At 65.6% G+C, this 15,412-nt stretch carries 15 protein-coding genes; 8 read left to right on the top strand and 7 right to left on the bottom strand.

The window, feature by feature from the left end; all coding sequences use genetic code 11:
* A partial coding sequence (locus tag AC1DDA_RS26475) for a methyl-accepting chemotaxis protein (protein ID WP_476798000.1) occupies positions 1 to 1,195 on the top strand: 1,195 nt, incomplete at its 5' end.
* A 317-nt stretch (positions 1,196 to 1,512) separates the two neighbouring features.
* A complete protein-coding gene (locus tag AC1DDA_RS26470; RefSeq protein ID WP_441514216.1) occupies positions 1,513 to 1,863 on the top strand; it encodes an Atu4866 domain-containing protein in 351 nt (116 codons plus the stop codon).
* 84 nt (positions 1,864 to 1,947) lie between these two features.
* On the opposite strand, the gene AC1DDA_RS26465 is transcribed toward AC1DDA_RS26470, so the two are convergent.
* On the bottom strand, positions 1,948 to 2,559 hold the full coding sequence (locus AC1DDA_RS26465; protein ID WP_476797999.1) for an NAD(P)-dependent oxidoreductase: 612 nt from the start codon (positions 2,557 to 2,559) through the stop codon (positions 1,948 to 1,950).
* A 124-nt stretch (positions 2,560 to 2,683) separates the two neighbouring features.
* On the opposite strand from AC1DDA_RS26465, the gene AC1DDA_RS26460 reads away from it, so the two are divergent.
* On the top strand, positions 2,684 to 3,091 hold the full coding sequence (locus tag AC1DDA_RS26460; protein WP_476797998.1) for a winged helix-turn-helix transcriptional regulator: 408 nt from the start codon (positions 2,684 to 2,686) through the stop codon (positions 3,089 to 3,091).
* On the opposite strand, the gene ligD is transcribed toward AC1DDA_RS26460, so the two are convergent.
* A complete protein-coding gene (gene ligD / locus AC1DDA_RS26455) occupies positions 3,078 to 5,597 on the bottom strand; it encodes a DNA ligase D (RefSeq protein WP_476797997.1) in 2,520 nt (839 codons plus the stop codon). The two genes, AC1DDA_RS26460 and ligD, sit on opposite strands and share 14 nt — an antisense overlap.
* A gap of 376 nt (positions 5,598 to 5,973) precedes the next feature.
* Between ligD and rpsO the strand changes: the two genes are divergently transcribed.
* The 3 genes from rpsO (at position 5,974) to AC1DDA_RS26440 (ending at position 9,580) form a co-directional block, all read left to right on the top strand.
* Positions 5,974 to 6,243, top strand: a complete 270-nt coding sequence (rpsO, locus tag AC1DDA_RS26450; protein ID WP_149131827.1) for a 30S ribosomal protein S15 — start codon at positions 5,974 to 5,976, stop codon at positions 6,241 to 6,243.
* 263 nt (positions 6,244 to 6,506) lie between these two features.
* A complete protein-coding gene (gene pnp, locus AC1DDA_RS26445) occupies positions 6,507 to 8,678 on the top strand; it encodes a polyribonucleotide nucleotidyltransferase (RefSeq protein WP_441514220.1) in 2,172 nt (723 codons plus the stop codon).
* A gap of 266 nt (positions 8,679 to 8,944) precedes the next feature.
* Positions 8,945 to 9,580 (top strand): pyridoxamine 5'-phosphate oxidase family protein, encoded by a 636-nt coding sequence (locus AC1DDA_RS26440; RefSeq protein ID WP_476797996.1) that lies wholly within the window; start codon positions 8,945 to 8,947, stop codon positions 9,578 to 9,580.
* Between the two features lie 146 nt (positions 9,581 to 9,726).
* Here AC1DDA_RS26440 and AC1DDA_RS26435 read toward each other — a convergent pair whose 3' ends face one another.
* The 5 genes from AC1DDA_RS26435 to AC1DDA_RS26415 all read right to left on the bottom strand — a co-directional run bounded on the left by AC1DDA_RS26435 (position 9,727) and on the right by AC1DDA_RS26415 (position 13,740).
* Positions 9,727 to 10,725 carry an adenosine kinase gene (locus AC1DDA_RS26435; RefSeq protein ID WP_476797995.1) on the bottom strand — a complete coding sequence of 333 codons (999 nt, stop codon included), beginning with the start codon at positions 10,723 to 10,725 and terminating at the stop codon, positions 9,727 to 9,729.
* Positions 10,726 to 10,918: 193 nt separating this feature from the next.
* Complete coding sequence (locus tag AC1DDA_RS26430) at positions 10,919 to 11,293, bottom strand: helix-turn-helix domain-containing protein (RefSeq protein WP_476797994.1); 375 nt, start codon at positions 11,291 to 11,293, stop codon at positions 10,919 to 10,921.
* Positions 11,290 to 11,850 carry a Smr/MutS family protein gene (locus tag AC1DDA_RS26425; protein WP_476797993.1) on the bottom strand — a complete coding sequence of 187 codons (561 nt, stop codon included), beginning with the start codon at positions 11,848 to 11,850 and terminating at the stop codon, positions 11,290 to 11,292. The genes AC1DDA_RS26430 and AC1DDA_RS26425 overlap by 4 nt, the downstream gene beginning before the upstream one ends.
* A gap of 1 nt (position 11,851) precedes the next feature.
* Positions 11,852 to 13,018, bottom strand: coding sequence for a murein transglycosylase A (gene mltA / locus AC1DDA_RS26420; RefSeq protein ID WP_476797992.1), 1,167 nt, complete (start codon positions 13,016 to 13,018; stop codon positions 11,852 to 11,854).
* Positions 13,015 to 13,740, bottom strand: coding sequence for a Tim44/TimA family putative adaptor protein (locus AC1DDA_RS26415; protein WP_441514226.1), 726 nt, complete (start codon positions 13,738 to 13,740; stop codon positions 13,015 to 13,017). The genes mltA and AC1DDA_RS26415 overlap by 4 nt, the downstream gene beginning before the upstream one ends.
* Positions 13,741 to 13,987: 247 nt before the next feature.
* On the opposite strand from AC1DDA_RS26415, the gene secB reads away from it, so the two are divergent.
* Together secB and AC1DDA_RS26405 are read left to right on the top strand one after the other, a co-directional pair.
* Positions 13,988 to 14,485 (top strand): protein-export chaperone SecB, encoded by a 498-nt coding sequence (gene secB, locus AC1DDA_RS26410; protein WP_476781146.1) that lies wholly within the window; start codon positions 13,988 to 13,990, stop codon positions 14,483 to 14,485.
* A gap of 170 nt (positions 14,486 to 14,655) precedes the next feature.
* Complete coding sequence (locus tag AC1DDA_RS26405; RefSeq protein WP_476797991.1) at positions 14,656 to 15,402, top strand: TerC family protein; 747 nt, start codon at positions 14,656 to 14,658, stop codon at positions 15,400 to 15,402.
* The last annotated feature ends 10 nt before the right edge of the window (positions 15,403 to 15,412 follow it).

Raw genomic sequence — 15,412 nt, 5'->3', positions numbered from 1 at the left:
GGGCATCAACGAGATCAACCTCGTGGTTGATTCGGCGACGACGGAGTTCGCGCAGGCATTGTCGGCGATCGCGGGCGGGGATCTGACCAACCGGGTCGAGACCGCCTATCGCGGCCGCTTCGCCGATCTCAAAGGCGCGATCAACGAGACGGTCGACCGGCTCTCGGCCACGGTCGCGACGATCCAGACGACCTCGGCCGATGTCGGCCTGGCCGCCCGCGAGATCCATATGGGCTCCGACGACCTGTCCAAGCGCACCGAGGAGCAGGCCTCCTCGCTCGAGGAGACCGCCGCCACCACCGAGGAGCTCGCGGCTTCGGTCAAGGCCTCGGCCCAGGCCTCGAAGGACGCCGCCCGCATCGCCGACGGCGCCATGCAGGCTGCCCAGAACGGCGGCGCCATCGCCGGCCAGGCCGTCGAGGCCATGGCCCGCATCGAGAGCGCCTCGCAGAAGATCTCCGACATCATCCGCGTCATCGACGACATCGCCTTCCAGACCAACCTTTTGGCGCTCAACGCCGCGGTCGAGGCGGCCCGTGCCGGCGAGGCCGGCAAGGGCTTTGCCGTCGTCGCCTCCGAGGTGCGCACGCTGGCGCAGCGCTCGGGCGAGGCGGCCAAGGACATCTCGGCCCTGATCTCCTCGTCCAATGCCGAGGTCGGCGAGGGCGTGAAGCTGGTGCGCCAGGCCGGCGAGCAGCTCGCGCGCATCCTGGAAGCCTCGCAGAAGGTGGCGGCGACCATCGCCGACATCTCGGCGGCGTCGGGCGAGCAGGCCAACGGCATCGACGAGATGAGCCAGGCGGTAGCGCATCTCGACGAGATGACCCAGCAGAACGCGGCGCTGGCCGAACAGAGCGCGGCTTCCGCCAACGCCCTCTCCGGCCGGATCGGCCAGCTCAACGAGCTCGTCGCGACCTTCCGCACCAGCCGCGAGGCGGTCGGGCAGTCCAGCTATCCGCAGCCGGTCGCTTCCGCCGCTGCCACGGCGCGCCCGGTGAAAGCCGTGCCTCGCGCCGCGGCGCGGCCCGTCGCGGTCTCGAACATGGCTCCGGCCGCCTCCGCCAAGGCCCCGGCGGCCGAGCCGGAGCGGCTGCGCAAACTCGCCGAAGCCGCCTTCGCCCAGTCCAAGGCCACCCCCGCCCCGCGCAAGGTCGCCAATGGCCGCGCCCAGGATGCAGGCTGGGAGGAATTCTGAGCGCGGAGGACTGAGCCCTCAACGCCCACAGCCCTCCCGCCCTCAAACGCAACGGCGCCCGAAAGGGCGCCGTTTTTCGTCGATCCTGAATTTTTCTGCGCATCGGCACCTTGCGCAGAGCCGGTATCGACCTATCTCTGCGACAGGCGCCGGGACTTTGTGTCCCTTTATGACGCCGACATCGCAAACAGATTTGTGACGACCGTCATGCCGCCTTCCTCGGAATCGGCAGATGCTTCGCCGCTTGCTGACAGGTCCCGACGGGGATGTCTGCGACAAGCGGTTTCAGCCGTCACCAGAACAGGGAGACGAAAACCATGCCCTTCAGCCAGGTTCTTCAGACTCTCGGCCAGCTCGCCTCCGGCTTCACCCAAGCCAGCCGTCCCACCCGCCTGCTCGAGATCGATCTCGACGACAGGGGCGGCCCCACCCCCTTCGAGCAGGCCGCCATCGGCACGTGGAAGACCGAGGACGGGTCGATCCTGATCGATTTGAGACCGGATGGTCAGTTCCACAAGGCCAAGCCCGCAGCCGGCGCGCAGCATCGCGGTCGCTATGCGGTCGATCGCTCGAAGCTCTATTTCGAGGGCGAAAGCGGATGGGTCGCGCTGGGCAAGCTCAAGCGCGGCACGCTCAGCATCGGCGAGAAGCATTTCCGCAAAGCGTAACGCGACGCCGGACAGCTAAGATAGGGCCGTGCCTTCGCGAGAAGGCGCGGCCCTTTTCTTTTTCGGAGTCGTTCGCAGCGCTCGTTAGTAGCCGACCGTGAAGCGACGGCGGCTGTGAGTTGGCTCTTCCAGCTCATCGACCAGAGCCATGGCGTAGTCCTCTGCCGAGATCGCGCTGTTGCCCTTGCCGTCGACCAGGAGCTGGTCGGTGCCAAGCCGGAACTTGCCGGTCCGTTCACCCGGCTGGATCAGTGCCGAAGGCGAGAGGAAGGTCCAGTCCAGGCCCTGCTCCCGCTTCAGCAGATCGAGGAAGACGCCGCCCTGCTTGGCCTCGTCGAGATAGGCGGCCGGAAATTCCGGCGTGTCATAGAGCCGGATGCCCGGCGCCACTTCGAGGCTGCCGGCGCCTCCGACGACGAGATAACGCTTCACGCCCGACTGCTTCACGGCGGCAAGGAGGAGCTGCGGATCGCTGGCGGTGAAATGGACCGCGCTGATCACCGCGCCATGACCGGCAAGGACCTTCGCCAGCCCGTCCTTGTCGAAGATGTCGCCCTTGACGGCGGTGACGCCGGGCAAGGCCGAGACCTTCTCGGGATTGCGGACAATGGCGGTGACGGCGTGGCCGCGCGACGACAGCTCGGCAAGCAGGCGCGAGCCGATAAATCCGCTTGCGCCGATCAAAGCAACTTTCATGACAGGGGCTCCTTATTGAGGTATCAAAAAGATACCTGCATCCTAATGGAACCTATCTGCTCATGCCGCGCAGCCCCGTAAAGAAGGCACTTTCCCGCGACATGGTCACCTCCCGGAAACCGCCATGCTGAAGCGCCCCGATCCATTTCAGGCGCTCTGTCCGACGCGGCGCGTGCTCGATCGCATCGGCGATACCTGGGCGGTTCTAATCCTGATCGCGCTCGACGACGGCACGCTGCGCTTCAATGCGCTCCGGCGCCGGATCGAGAATATCTCGCAGAAGATGCTGTCGCAGACGCTGAAGAGCCTGGAGCGCGACGGGCTCGTCCGGCGCGAGGTTTTTGCGACCGTGCCGGTCACAGTCGAGTATTCGCTGACCGAGCTCGGGCGCACGCTCTCGCGAACCGTGCATCAGCTCACCCTCTGGGCCGAAGCGCATATCGGCGAGGTCGAGGAAGCGCAGCAGCGATACGACCGCGGCTCCCAGCTGCTGGAAGGCGGTCGCATTCCGATCCCGCTCATCCCCCGGTAAGCGGCTTGCCCGCCGCGAAGAAGCCGCTCCAGAGATCGGGCGGCAACGCGCCGTCGAGGATGTCGCCCGCCTTGAACGCATCGGGCTTCAGCTTGTCGATGTCATCCCACTCGACCGGCATCGCCAGCGTCGCACCCGGCCGGGCGCGGGTCGAATAGGGGGCGATCGCGGTCGCACCGCGGCCATTGCGGAGATAGTCGATGAAGATGCGGCCGCGTCGCGCCTTCTTCGACAGTGTCGCGGTATAGAGCTTCGGCTCGGCCTGCTCCATCGCCTTGGCGAAATCGCGGGCGAAACCCCTGACGCGTTCCCAATCCGCCTTTGGCTCCAAGGGCAGCACGACATGGAAGCCCTTGCCGCCGGAGACCTTCAGGAAGCTTTCGAAGCCGAGTTCATCGAGATGCCGGCGCACCGTCAACGCCGCATCCCGCACGCGCTCGATCGGCACGCCCTCATCGGGATCGAGGTCGAAGATGATCTGGTCCGGCGTCTCGATGGCGTCCATGGTCGCGCCCCAGACATGGACCTCGACCGTGCCGAGCTGGACGAGAGCGGCGAGCCCGTCGAAATCCTCGATATAGATCAGCTCCTCGCCGTCCGAATCCCGGCGCCGTTTGACGGCCTCGTGCAGGCCCGGCCCGGCATGTTTCTGGAAGAAGCGGGAGCCCTCGATGCCGTTCGGCGCGCGTACCAGGCTGAGCGGGCGGCCGATGACGAAACGCTGCATCAGCGGCCAGACCTTGGCATAATAGGCGAGCAAATCACCCTTGGTGAAGCCGATATCCGGCCAGAGCGGCTTGTCGGGGTTCGACAGTTTCACCGCGGTCGCGACCGACCTCCTTTGAGAGGGCGGCGCAACCTTCCCGCCCTTCGTTTGCGCCGGAGCCGTTTGGGCGGGCTTCTCCGCGACGATCTCACCCGCCGGCTTGTCCTCGCGCAAGCCCAGGAACGAGGCGTGGCGCAGGGTTTTCGAAGCTGTCCAGGCGCGGAACTCGACCTCGGCCACCAGCTCCGGCTTCGCCCAGACGATGCCGCGCTCGCGCCCCGCGGCGCCTTTGAAGGGCGAATTGTCGGTCGCGAGCCTGTCGAGCTTCGCCTTCAGCGCAGCTGCGGATTTCGCGGTGAAACCAGTGCCGACGCGACCCGCCGGCTTCAAATCGCCCTTCTCGTAATAACCCGTGACGATGGAGCCGAGCTTGCGTGGCGCCGCCTGGGAGGGGACATAGCCGGCGATCACGAATTCCTGACGCTGCGTGCATTTCGACTTGATCCAATCGCGCCCCCGGCCACTGCGATAGGGCGCATTAGCCTGTTTCGAGATTACGCCTTCCAGCCCCATGCGGCAGGCATGATTCAGCATGGTCTGGCCCGGCTCGATGAAATGCTCGCTGTAGCGCAGAGGCCCATCGGCCGGGCTGCCCTCCAGGAGATGCTGCAGCCTTTCCTTGCGCGCGAGCAGCGGCTCGTCGCGCAGATCCTCGCCGTTGAGATGAAGCAAATCGAAGGCGAAATAGACGAGACCGCCCGTCTTTCCCTCCGAAAGCGCCTGCTGCAGCATGGAGAAGGACGAGATGCCGTTGCTGCCGAGCCCAACAAGTTCGCCATCGATCAGCGCAGCCTCGCAGGGCAGACCGGCCAGCGCCGCAATGAGGCTTCCGGCGAAGCGGGCCGTCCAGTCGAGGCCGGAGCGGGTCAACAGCCGGACGTCGCCGTTGTCGATGCGAGCTTCCAACCGATAGCCGTCGAACTTGACCTCGTGCAGCCAGTTCGCGCCGCTTGGCGGCTTTTCCTGCAAAGTTGCGAGGCAGGGCTCAACGAAGGCGGGAAGATCCTTTCGATCGCTCGGCCGCTTCGCCTTCGGGACAGGCTTCGCGGCGGCCGCCGCCTGCTTTGCCGGCTTTGTCGTGTCCCAGACGGCTCCGCGATCGGCGTCAATCCCGATCCGCTCGACCGAGAGGCCAGATTTCACCGAATCGGGCTTGGTGTCGAGGATGTCCTCATCGGTCCGGGCGAATTCGTCCTCCGACTTGATCAGCAGCCAGTTGTCGCGCTTCTCGCCTCGCCGGGGCTTCAGCCGAACGAGATGCCAGCGCCCACGCAGCTTGTGGCCCTCCAGCGTAAAAGCCAGGTGGCCCTTCTTCATGCCGGCAGCCGGATCGCCCTCCGGAATCCATTGGCCTTCATCCCAGACGATGACCGAGCCGCCGCCATATTGACCGGCGGGAATCGTGCCCTCGAAGCCGCCATATTCGAGCGGGTGATCCTCGACATGAACCGCCAGACGCTTCTCGGCCGGATCCAGGCTCGGGCCGCGCGTCACCGCCCAGGACCAGAGCACGCCGCCATGTTCGAGCCGAAAATCGTAATGCAGGCGCCGGGCCGCATGTTTCTGAACGACGAAGGCGCCACCCTTCGCGGCAGATTTCTTGCCGGCGCTCGCTGCGCCCGCCGGTTCACGGGTTCGAGAGAAATCGCGTTTGGAGCGATAAGGATCGAGCGTCGACATCGCCTTTTCTATCCTCACAACCTCGAAGACAGCGCCTTCAAGCGAGCGAGAGTTCGAGATAACCCGTCCACACCGGCCGCGCTGCCATCAGACCATCCGCGGCGATGAGCCTGATCGGCATAGCGTGATCCCGCATGCACATGGGCATGACACGATCCCGCCTTCCGGACCGACGATAAGCAAGTCAAACCGGCGTCTGGCGCTCCTGTTCCGCACGGCGCTGGCGTTTCCGCCGATTTCGTGTATATGGCCCGCATCCGGCCCGAAAAAGCCGGCAGCGCGACCCCTCCGCGATGAGGTGGCTCGCGGATTTCGGACCTCGCTGGACGACATCCCGGCCCGGCCCGCCAGATCAACCCAAACAGAGGATATCCCGATGTCGATCACTGCCGAGCGCAAGACCGCGCTGCTTCAGGAATACGCCACCAAGCCGAACGACACCGGCTCGCCGGAAGTGCAGGTCGCGATCCTGACCGAGCGCATCAACAACCTGACCGGCCACTTCAAGTCGCACGCGAAGGACAACCACTCCCGTCGCGGCCTGCTCAAGCTGGTCTCGCAGCGTCGTTCGCTGCTCGACTACCTCAAGGGCAAGGAAGAGGCCCGCTACAAGACGCTGATCGAACGGCTCGGCATCCGCCGCTGATCGAAGGCTGAAAACCGTTTCCGCCCGGTGCGCCACGCTCCGGGCGGCATCCTTTTAGGGCGATGCCGCCATGGGCGGATTGCCTCACTGCCGCGGCGGCCGCATGGGGCGGCCCTCCCGCGTGACCCGCCGGGCGCCGCAGACGTCCATGGCAGGATCGCCGAGCGCTCGGGCGCACAACCTTTTCCACCCGAGTGCTCCGCCGTCTTGCCCATGGGCCTGAAGGCACCGGACGGGTCGAACCCGACCGAAAGACGAAACACATGTTCGACATCCAAACCGAAGAACTGATCTGGGGCGGCCGCAAGCTCGTCCTCGAAACCGGTAAGGTCGCCCGCCAGGCCGACGGCGCCGTGATGGCCACCTATGGCGAGACCGTCGTGCTCGCGACCGTGGTCTCGGCCAAGGAGCCGAAGCCGGGCTTCGACTTCTTCCCCCTGACCGTCAACTACCAGGAAAAGACCTTCGCGGCCGGCCGCATTCCCGGCGGCTACTTCAAGCGCGAAGGCCGCCCGAGCGAGAAGGAGACGCTGGTCTCCCGCCTGATCGACCGCCCGATCCGCCCGCTCTTCGTCGAAGGCTACAAGAACGACACGCAGGTCGTCATCACCGTGCTCCAGCATGATCTGGAGAACGATCCCGACATCCTCGCGATGGTTGCCACCTCGGCTGCGCTGACGCTCTCCGGCGTGCCCTTCATGGGCCCGATCGGCGGCGCCCGCGTCGGCTATATCGACGGCGCCTACAAGCTCAACCCGACGGTCGAGGAAGCCAAGGAATCGGTTCTCGATCTCGTCGTCGCCGGCACGCAGGACGCCGTGATGATGGTTGAGTCCGAGGCCAAGGAGCTGACCGAAGAGGTCATGCTTGGTGCCGTGATGTTCGGCCACAAGCATTTCCAGCCGGTGATCGAGGCGATCATCCGCCTGGCCGAGAAGGCCGCCAAGGAGCCGCGCGACTTCACCCCGCCGGATGATTCCGCCGTTCTCGACGCGATCATGAAGGTTGGCGAGTCCGAGCTGCGCGCCGCCTACAAGATCACCGCCAAGGCCGAGCGTTACAAGGCTGTCGACGCCGTCAAGGCCAAGGTCGTCGCCGCGCTGGTCTCGGAGACCCCGGACGGCGTCGCCACCTTCCCGAAGGACAAGGTCGGCGCCCAGTTCAAGGAAGCGCAGGCCAAGATCGTCCGCTGGAACATCCTCGACGACGGCATCCGTATCGACGGCCGCGACGGCAAGACCGTGCGCCCGATCGTCGCGGAAGCGGGCGTTCTGCCGCGCACCCATGGTTCCGCGCTGTTCACCCGCGGCGAGACCCAGGCGCTGGTCGTGACCACGCTCGGCACCGGCGACGACGAGCAGTTCATCGACTCGCTGGAAGGCACCTACAAGGAGACCTTCCTGCTGCATTACAACTTCCCGCCCTACTCGGTCGGCGAGACCGGCCGCATGGGTTCGCCCGGCCGCCGCGAGATCGGCCACGGCAAGCTCGCCTGGCGCGCCATCCACCCGATGCTGCCGGGCAAGGGCGAGTTCCCCTACACCCTGCGCGTCGTCTCGGAGATCACCGAGTCGAACGGCTCCTCCTCGATGGCCACCGTCTGCGGCACCTCGCTGGCGCTGATGGATGCCGGCGTGCCGCTGCGCGCTCCGGTCGCGGGCATCGCGATGGGCCTCATCCTGGAAGGCAAGCGCTTCGCCGTGCTCTCCGACATCCTGGGTGACGAGGACCATCTCGGCGACATGGACTTCAAGGTCGCCGGCACGGGCGAGGGCATCACCTCGCTGCAGATGGACATCAAGATCGCCGGCATCACCGAGGAGATCATGAAGGTCGCCCTCGATCAGGCCAAGGGCGGCCGCGAGCACATCCTCGGCGAGATGGCGAAGGCCCTCTCCGCCTCGCGCAGCCAGCTCGGCGAGTTCGCGCCGCGCATCGAGACGATGAAGATCCCGGTCGACAAGATCCGCGAAGTCATCGGCTCCGGCGGCAAGGTCATCCGCGAGATCGTCGAGAAGACCGGCGCCAAGGTGAACATCGAGGATGACGGCACCATCAAGATCGCCTCGGCCGACGGCAAGTCGATCGAAGCCGCGATCAAGTGGATCAAGTCGATCGTCTCGGAAGCCGAACCGGGCATGATCTATGACGGCACCGTGGTGAAGATCATGGAGTTCGGCGCCTTCGTGAACTTCTTCGGCGCCAAGGACGGCCTCGTCCACATCTCCGAACTCGCCTCGCGCCGGGTCCAGAAGGTGCAGGACGTCGTCAAGGAAGGCGACAAGGTCAAGGTGAAGTTCCTCGGCATGGACGAGCGCGGCAAGATCCGCCTCTCGATGAAGGTCGTCGACCAGGAAACCGGCGAAGACATCACCGAGAAGCTCAAGGCTGAGCGCGACGCCGAGAAGGCCCGCGAGAAGCAGCAGGCCGAGTAAGCTTCGCCCTCACGCGATTCACGTGAAACGAGACGCCCCGCATCTCCCGATGCGGGGCGTTTTGCTTTGGTCGGTGTCCGGCAGAGGCGGGAGAGGCGACGTAGTGCCGGGGCTTGTCCCGCGCATCGCGTGAAGCAGCGGCACTTCTTCTTGCCAGCAATTCCAGGGTTTCCGCTTCGCCTTGCCCGGGGAAGGACGGCCCGCTTTCGAGAAGGTGACGCGCCGCCATCAATAGTCTAGACATATGTCCATCCATGGAGACCGGCATGTCCGACCACCGCATCGCCTCGCTCGACGATCTCGCCCGCGCCTACCCCAATCCGCTCGCTCCGGCCTCGGTCTTCAAGGAGATCGATCATGTCGACGAGAATTATGCAGCGCTGATCGCCGCCTCGCCGTTTTTTGTGCTCGCGACGGTCGGCCCGGAGGGGCTGGATTGTTCGCCGCGCGGGGATCTGCCGGGCTTTGTCACGGTGCGGAACGCGAAAACGCTCCTGATTCCCGACCGAAAAGGAAACAACCGTCTGGATTCATTGAAGAATATTCTGTTTGACGATCGAATCGGAATGCTCTTCCTGATCCCCGGTTACGGCGAGACGCTGCGCGTGAACGGACGCGCAGCGATCTCCTGCGATCCTGAGTTGTGCGCACCGTTCGAGATGGCCGGGAAGCTGCCGGCGAGCGTCATGATCGTCCATGTCGAGGCCGTCTACTTCCAGTGCTCGCGCGCGGTGGTGCGGGCGGAGCTCTGGAACCCGGAGCGGCAGGTCGACAAGCGGACCCTGCCCTCGCCCGGAACGATTTTGCGCGACATCACCGCGCGCGATGCCGCGGTCGCAACCTTCGACGGCGGAGCTTACGACGCAGCGCTGCCGGCGCGGGTCAAGGCGACGCTGTATTGAGGTGTGCCGTATTCGGAACAGGCGCGCATCATGCTCGGCCTTGAGCCGAGCATCTCGGGACGAGAGGACGCCTGCACAGTGGGCCGCATCTAGATGCGATTCTCGGGTCCGCGCAAAGCGCGGCCCGAGAATGACGGACTAACGGCTCACAGCAGGCCTTCGTTGCCCGCCAGCGTCTTCAGGACAACATCCGGCCGGGCGCCTACATGCGAGATGATTTCGGCCGCTGCCAAGGCGCCAAGACGCAGACAGTCGCGGGTCTCTCGGCCGGAGGTCAGGCCGTAGAGGAAGCCGGCGGCAAAGAGATCGCCCGCGCCGGTTGCGTCGACCACGCGCTCGATCGGGAAGACCGGCTCCTCGATGATGCCGTCCGGCGTCACCGCCAGCGCGCCCTTCTCGGAGCGGGTGACGACCGCGATAATGTTCTCGGAGCGCAGCCAGGACAGGGCCGTATCGAAATCCGAGGTCTCATAGAGGCTCTTGAGTTCGTGCTCATTGGCGAAGACGAGGTCGACCATGCGGTTGCGGATCAGGCCGACGAATTCGTCGCGGTAGCGGTCGACGCAGAAGGAGTCCGACAGGGTGATCGCGACGCGCCCGCCCGCCCTGTGCGCAACCTCGGAAGCCTTGCGGAAAGCCTCCTTCGCGGCCGGCGGATCCCAGAGATAGCCTTCGAGATAGATGATGTCGGCGTTCTCGACGGCCTTCTCGTCGACATCCGCGGCGGAGAGACCCTGGCAGGCGCCGAGATAGGTGTTCATCGTGCGCTCGCCATCGGGTGTGACGATGATGAAGGAGCGCGCCGTCGCCGGGCCGTCGGCGGCCGCAGCCGTATCGAAGGCGACGCCAAGCGAGGTGAGATCGTGGCGGTAGAGCTTGCCGAGCTCATCGGCCTTGACCTTGCCGATGAAGGCGCCCTTGCCGCCGAAGGAAGCGAGGCCGGCGATGGTGTTTGCAGCCGAGCCGCCGGAGATGATGCGCGCCGGACCCATGGCGGCGTAGAGCGATTCCGCACGGTTCTCGTCGATCAGCATCATCGCGCCCTTGGTCAGCTTCTGCGCAGCGAGGAAATCTTCCTCGGCCAAAGCCAGGACATCGACGATGGCGTTGCCGAGGGCGAGGACGTCCGTGCGGGTCTTGGTCATGAGCTGTCTTGTCCGGAATTGCGCGGCCGAAGTGCCGGAAAGGAAGGTTTCGGCGTGTCGCATCCGCGCGCGGCGGGGTCAAGCGGCCGAGATCGTCATGCGTCCTTTCGGACGCAAAGTAGCGATCCAGCCCTTTCTTTAAGCATGGATTTGCCCGAAAAGCGGATTCCACTTATCGATCCGATGCTCAGGCTCAACCCTTGTCCCGACGCGTGGCGGCTTCGTCGAGGACCGCCGCCAGGCGACGCAGATCCTCGCCGTCGAGTTCGGCGACCTCGCGGGCAAGACGGTTGGCGAAGAGTGTCGCCTCGGGATCGAGGCCGGCCGTATCGACGGTCACTCGCGGATGCGAGAGATCGGCGAGGCGGACGAGTTCGTCCGCCTCATCCCAGATGACACCGAGCACATGGATCGCGCCCTGGATCAGTGTGAAAGTCGGACGACCACGCTTGCCGTGCTCCAGCGCCGAAAGATAGGCCGGCGTCACGCCGAGGCCTTCCGCCATCTGAGCAAGGGTCAGGCCTCGCCGGTCCCGAAGCTCCCGCACACGCCGTCCGAAGGGCGTCACGGGCCGTGCTCCCTAGGCCGCCGCAAGCGCACATAGAGCGCGCCGGAACCGCCATGGCGCTGCTCAGCTTCTTCGAAGCCCAGCACCAGCGGGCGCAGCTCCGGAAGCCTGAGCCAATGCGGCACCATGCGCCGCAGGACGCCACGCTCATCACCGAACAGGTTTGGTGCAGGACCGCCCTTTCCAGTGACTACAAGGGCCAGGCGGGTGCCGCGGGCCTGTTCGCGGCGCAGGAAGCCGTGCAGGGCCAGATGCGCCTCGTCCTGCCGCATCCCGTGCAGATCGATCGATGCTTCGATCTCCTGCCGGCCACGCCGGAGCTGCGTGCGCAGGCGGCGCTCGATAGGCGCGAGCGGGGGAGCCGCCGGGGGCGACGCTCTGGCCGAGGCGACGGCAACGACAAGAACGGATGTCTCGGTTGGAGAAGGCGCTGCCGGAGGCGGGGCCGGCTCCGGCTCGATCGGCGCCCTGCCGGGCAGCGGCTTGACCGAACGCGCCACCTGTCTCCAGAGCGCGATATCGGCCTGCGTCAGCGTCTTGCCCCGGCGTGACCGCATGTCAACGCGGCCATAGCACGGTGAAGGACACGGGATGGCGGATCAGCCCGGCGCGATGGCCGGCAGCCGGGCCGGAACCGACGAAGAGGTCCATCCGGGCCGGGCCGAGGATGGCCGAGCCCGTGTCCTGCGCGATCATCAGCCGGGCGAGGTGTTCGTCACCCCCAGTACCATCCGGAATCGTCGTGTCGATCCAGACCGGCAGACCATAGGGCCAAGCAGTACGATCGATGGCGATGCTGCGCAGCGGCGTCAGCGGCAGCCCGGCGCCGCCGATCGGCCCGCTCTCCGCCGGCAGGTCGTCGCGGCGGGCGAAGAAGACGAAGGACTTGTTCAGGCGGATCAGGTCCCGGGCAAAGGCGGGGTCGGCCTTCAGCCGGGCGACGAGCCGGTCCATGGTCATCTGCTCGGGCGGAATGGCCTCGCGCTGGCTGAGAACACGGCCGAGCGAGGTATAGGGATGGCCGTTGCGACCTGAATAGGTCAGCCGCGTGACAGAACCGTCGGGCAAGCGCACGCGGCCCGAGCCCTGCACCTGCAGGACGAAGCGGTCGACCGGATCGCGTAGCCAGAGAATCTCCAGCCCCTGCCCGTCGAGCGCGCCGGTCTCAATCGCGGTGCGGTCCGGAAAGGGTTCGAGTCCCCTCTCGGTGCGGCGCGCGGCGGACAACGTCTTTTCCAGGCCCGGCCAGTCATCCTCCGGGAAGCGCGTCACCAGATCCTTCGGTCGGTCGTAGAGCGGCGTCGGGAAGGCATCAGTACGCTTGAGCGAACCTTCGAACTCGGGCTCGAAATAGCCCGTCGTGAAGCCGGTATCAGCGCCGGCCGGCCGGATGCGCCAGAAGCTGAAATTCTGCTCGAAGAAGCCGCGCGCCTGGTCCCGGCCGACATTGCCCTTGGCGGCCAGCGCCTTCGCCTTGTCGCAGACGGCGGCGAGGATGTCGGGCAAAGGTACTGCCTGGCGCAACGGCGGGTCGGCCATGCAGCCGCGCGCGAAAATGGCGAAAGCCCGGGCGTGATCATCCCGGGCCCAGCCATCGATCTCATGCGCGGCGCGTTGCTCGGCCCGGGCGCCGTCCGGCAAGGGAAAGGGAGCGGCCATGGCGGTCATGGAGGAGAGGCAGACTGCCGCGGAAAACGACAGCGCGATCCCCGCAGCACGGTTCACGCGGCCGATTCGGTGGCGACCAGAAGCCAGTTCGGATCGCGGCTGCCGAGCTGACGCGAGAAGGTCCAGATGTCGTTGACCTCGGAGACCTGATCGGCGCTGCCATCGACGACATTGCCCTGCGCATCGCGGGTAACGCTGATCAGCTGCGAGATGAAGGCGATGGTCACCTGGGCGGTCTTGCCCTTGACGTCGACGGCGGCGAGATCGGCCTTGTCGATCGAGACGAAATTCGATTCCGCCTTCTCACCGCGCTTCTCACGCTCGGTGATCGCCTGCTCGAAACCGTCATAGACATCCTTCGCAAGCAGGCCCTTGAGCATCTTGCGGTCCCCGCGCGCGAAAGCGGTGACGATCGCCTCATAGGCCGACTTTGCGCCCGAAATGAAGGCATGCGGATCGAAGCTCGGCTCCTGCCTGATAATCGCCTCGATGCCGGCACTGACCGGCGAATCCGGCGGCGCAAGATCCTTCCAGCGCTCGGCAGCCGGCGGGTCTGCGGCGACGGAATCGTTGGCGGCACCCGGCAGGCGGATCACGTTGTCGCGCTTGTCCGGGGACTGCGCCTGGTCAGGCCGCATCGGCGGGGTCTCGCGACGCGCGAAAGGATCCTTCGGCTGCTCGTTGCCGGTCTTCTGACCGAGCACGGAACGCAGCTTCCAGGCGACGAAAACGGCCAGAGCCAAGAAGACCAGAGTCGTCATGTCGAAGGAATTTTGCATCGAAGGCTGACCCGCGGCTCCCCGTTATTGCTTGCAGCCTTTCCGCGCAGCCGCGGCAGGCCTTAGCCGTCATATGGTAAGACAGGCTCGTAACATCCACCCCCCACCTTGTGAAGGCGACTTCTTGTGCCGGCCCAGCGTCCATGATAGCCGACGCGCGCGTTGCTCCGGAATGTGGGACGCAGTCCCGGACGCCGGCAATGGCGCGGGATTTCCCGAGACAGCCTGCCAGAACAAGATGGGACCGATGGCCAACGAACTCCCCAACGGCAATGGCACGGACGCTGCGAACGCGGCTCCCAGCCTGAACGCCCTAGTCCAGTACACGAAGGATTTTTCCTTCGAGAACCCCAAGGCGCCGCGCTCGCTCTCCCAGCAGGAGGCGCAACAGGGCCCGCAGATGTCGCTGCAGGTCAATGTCGGCAGCACTGCGCTCGGCGACAGCGATTATGAGACCGTGCTTCGCCTGGAAGGCAAGGCCGAACTGAAGGGCGAGACGCTCTTCGCCTTCGACCTGAGCTATGCCGGCGTGTTTCGTCTGCAGAACATCCCGCAGGAGCACATCCACCCTGTACTGGTGATCGATTGCGCCCGCCTGCTCTTCCCCTTCGCGCGCCAGATCGTCGCGGAAGCGGTCCAGAACGGCGGCTTCCCGCCCTTCTACATCCCGCCGATCGACTTCGCCTCGCTCTATCAGCAGCGTATGCAGGAACTGCAGGGTCAGCCCGGCGCCACCGCCAACTGACGGCAGCTCGAGCCGCTACAAGGATCAAGAAAGGGCCCTTCCGGGGCCCTTTTTCATTTGTTGCGGATCATTGTTGCCCTTGCAGAGCAAGTGCCACCTCTCCATGTCGCACGAGCAACGGCGGACGCCCCGGCAGGGACGCCCGCCTTTTCCGTATCCGTGGAGACCCGATGGACAACCTTCTGACACTTGCCGCCGACCCCGCCGTATGGGCCGCGCTCGGGGCATTGATCGCCATGGAGGTCGTGCTCGGCATCGACAACCTGATCTTCATCTCCATCCTGACCAACAAGCTGCCCGAACATCAGCGCTCGAAGGGCCGCAAGATCGGCATCGGCCTGGCGCTGATCCTGCGCCTTGCGCTGCTCAGCACCGTCGCCTTCATCGTCACGCTGACCACGCCGATCTTCTCGGTCTTCGGCCAGGCCTTCTCCTGGCGCGATCTGATCCTCATCGCCGGCGGTCTCTTCCTGGTCTGGAAGGCGACGAAAGAGATCCATCATAAGGTCGATCCCGATCCCGACTCCGTCCTCGCCGAGGGCGGCCGGGCGGTGACGCTGAGCTTCGGCAGCGCGATCTTCCAGATCCTGCTGCTCGACCTCGTCTTCTCGATCGACTCGATCATCACCGCTGTCGGCATGACCGAACATGTGCCGGTGATGGTCATCGCCGTCATCGTCGCCGTGCTGACGATGCTGCTCGCCGCCGATCCGCTGGCGCGCTTCATCGACAGGAACCCGACCATCGTGATGCTGGCGCTCGGCTTCCTGCTGATGATAGGCGGTACGCTGATCGCCGAGGGCTTCGGCGTGCATGTGCCGAAGGGCTACATTTACGCCGCCATGGCCTTCTCGGCCCTGATCGAGGCGCTCAACATGCTTTCGCGCCGCAAGGTGCGGAAGGACGCCCAGAGCTGACATTCCGGGA

This window comes from Allobosea sp. 10N428, from assembly GCF_056394545.1.
This window is presented reverse-complemented; position numbering and strand designations above follow the sequence as displayed.

Bases quoted from the DNA above. Each gene is read 5' to 3' on its own strand.
- pnp (WP_441514220.1), top strand. From the start codon at position 6,507: ATGTTCGACATCCAAACCGAAGAACTGATCTGGGGCGGCCGCAAGCTC.
- AC1DDA_RS26465 (WP_476797999.1), bottom strand. From the start codon at position 2,559: ATGAAAGTTGCTTTGATCGGCGCAAGCGGATTTATCGGCTCGCGCCTG.
- secB (WP_476781146.1), top strand. From the start codon at position 13,988: ATGGCCAACGAACTCCCCAACGGCAATGGCACGGACGCTGCGAACGCG.
- rpsO (WP_149131827.1), top strand. From the start codon at position 5,974: ATGTCGATCACTGCCGAGCGCAAGACCGCGCTGCTTCAGGAATACGCC.
- ligD (WP_476797997.1), bottom strand. From the start codon at position 5,597: ATGTCGACGCTCGATCCTTATCGCTCCAAACGCGATTTCTCTCGAACC.
- AC1DDA_RS26440 (WP_476797996.1), top strand. From the start codon at position 8,945: ATGTCCGACCACCGCATCGCCTCGCTCGACGATCTCGCCCGCGCCTAC.
- AC1DDA_RS26425 (WP_476797993.1), bottom strand. From the start codon at position 11,850: ATGCGGTCACGCCGGGGCAAGACGCTGACGCAGGCCGATATCGCGCTC.
- AC1DDA_RS26470 (WP_441514216.1), top strand. From the start codon at position 1,513: ATGCCCTTCAGCCAGGTTCTTCAGACTCTCGGCCAGCTCGCCTCCGGC.
- AC1DDA_RS26415 (WP_441514226.1), bottom strand. From the start codon at position 13,740: ATGCAAAATTCCTTCGACATGACGACTCTGGTCTTCTTGGCTCTGGCC.
- AC1DDA_RS26405 (WP_476797991.1), top strand. From the start codon at position 14,656: ATGGACAACCTTCTGACACTTGCCGCCGACCCCGCCGTATGGGCCGCG.
- AC1DDA_RS26460 (WP_476797998.1), top strand. From the start codon at position 2,684: ATGCTGAAGCGCCCCGATCCATTTCAGGCGCTCTGTCCGACGCGGCGC.
- AC1DDA_RS26435 (WP_476797995.1), bottom strand. From the start codon at position 10,725: ATGACCAAGACCCGCACGGACGTCCTCGCCCTCGGCAACGCCATCGTC.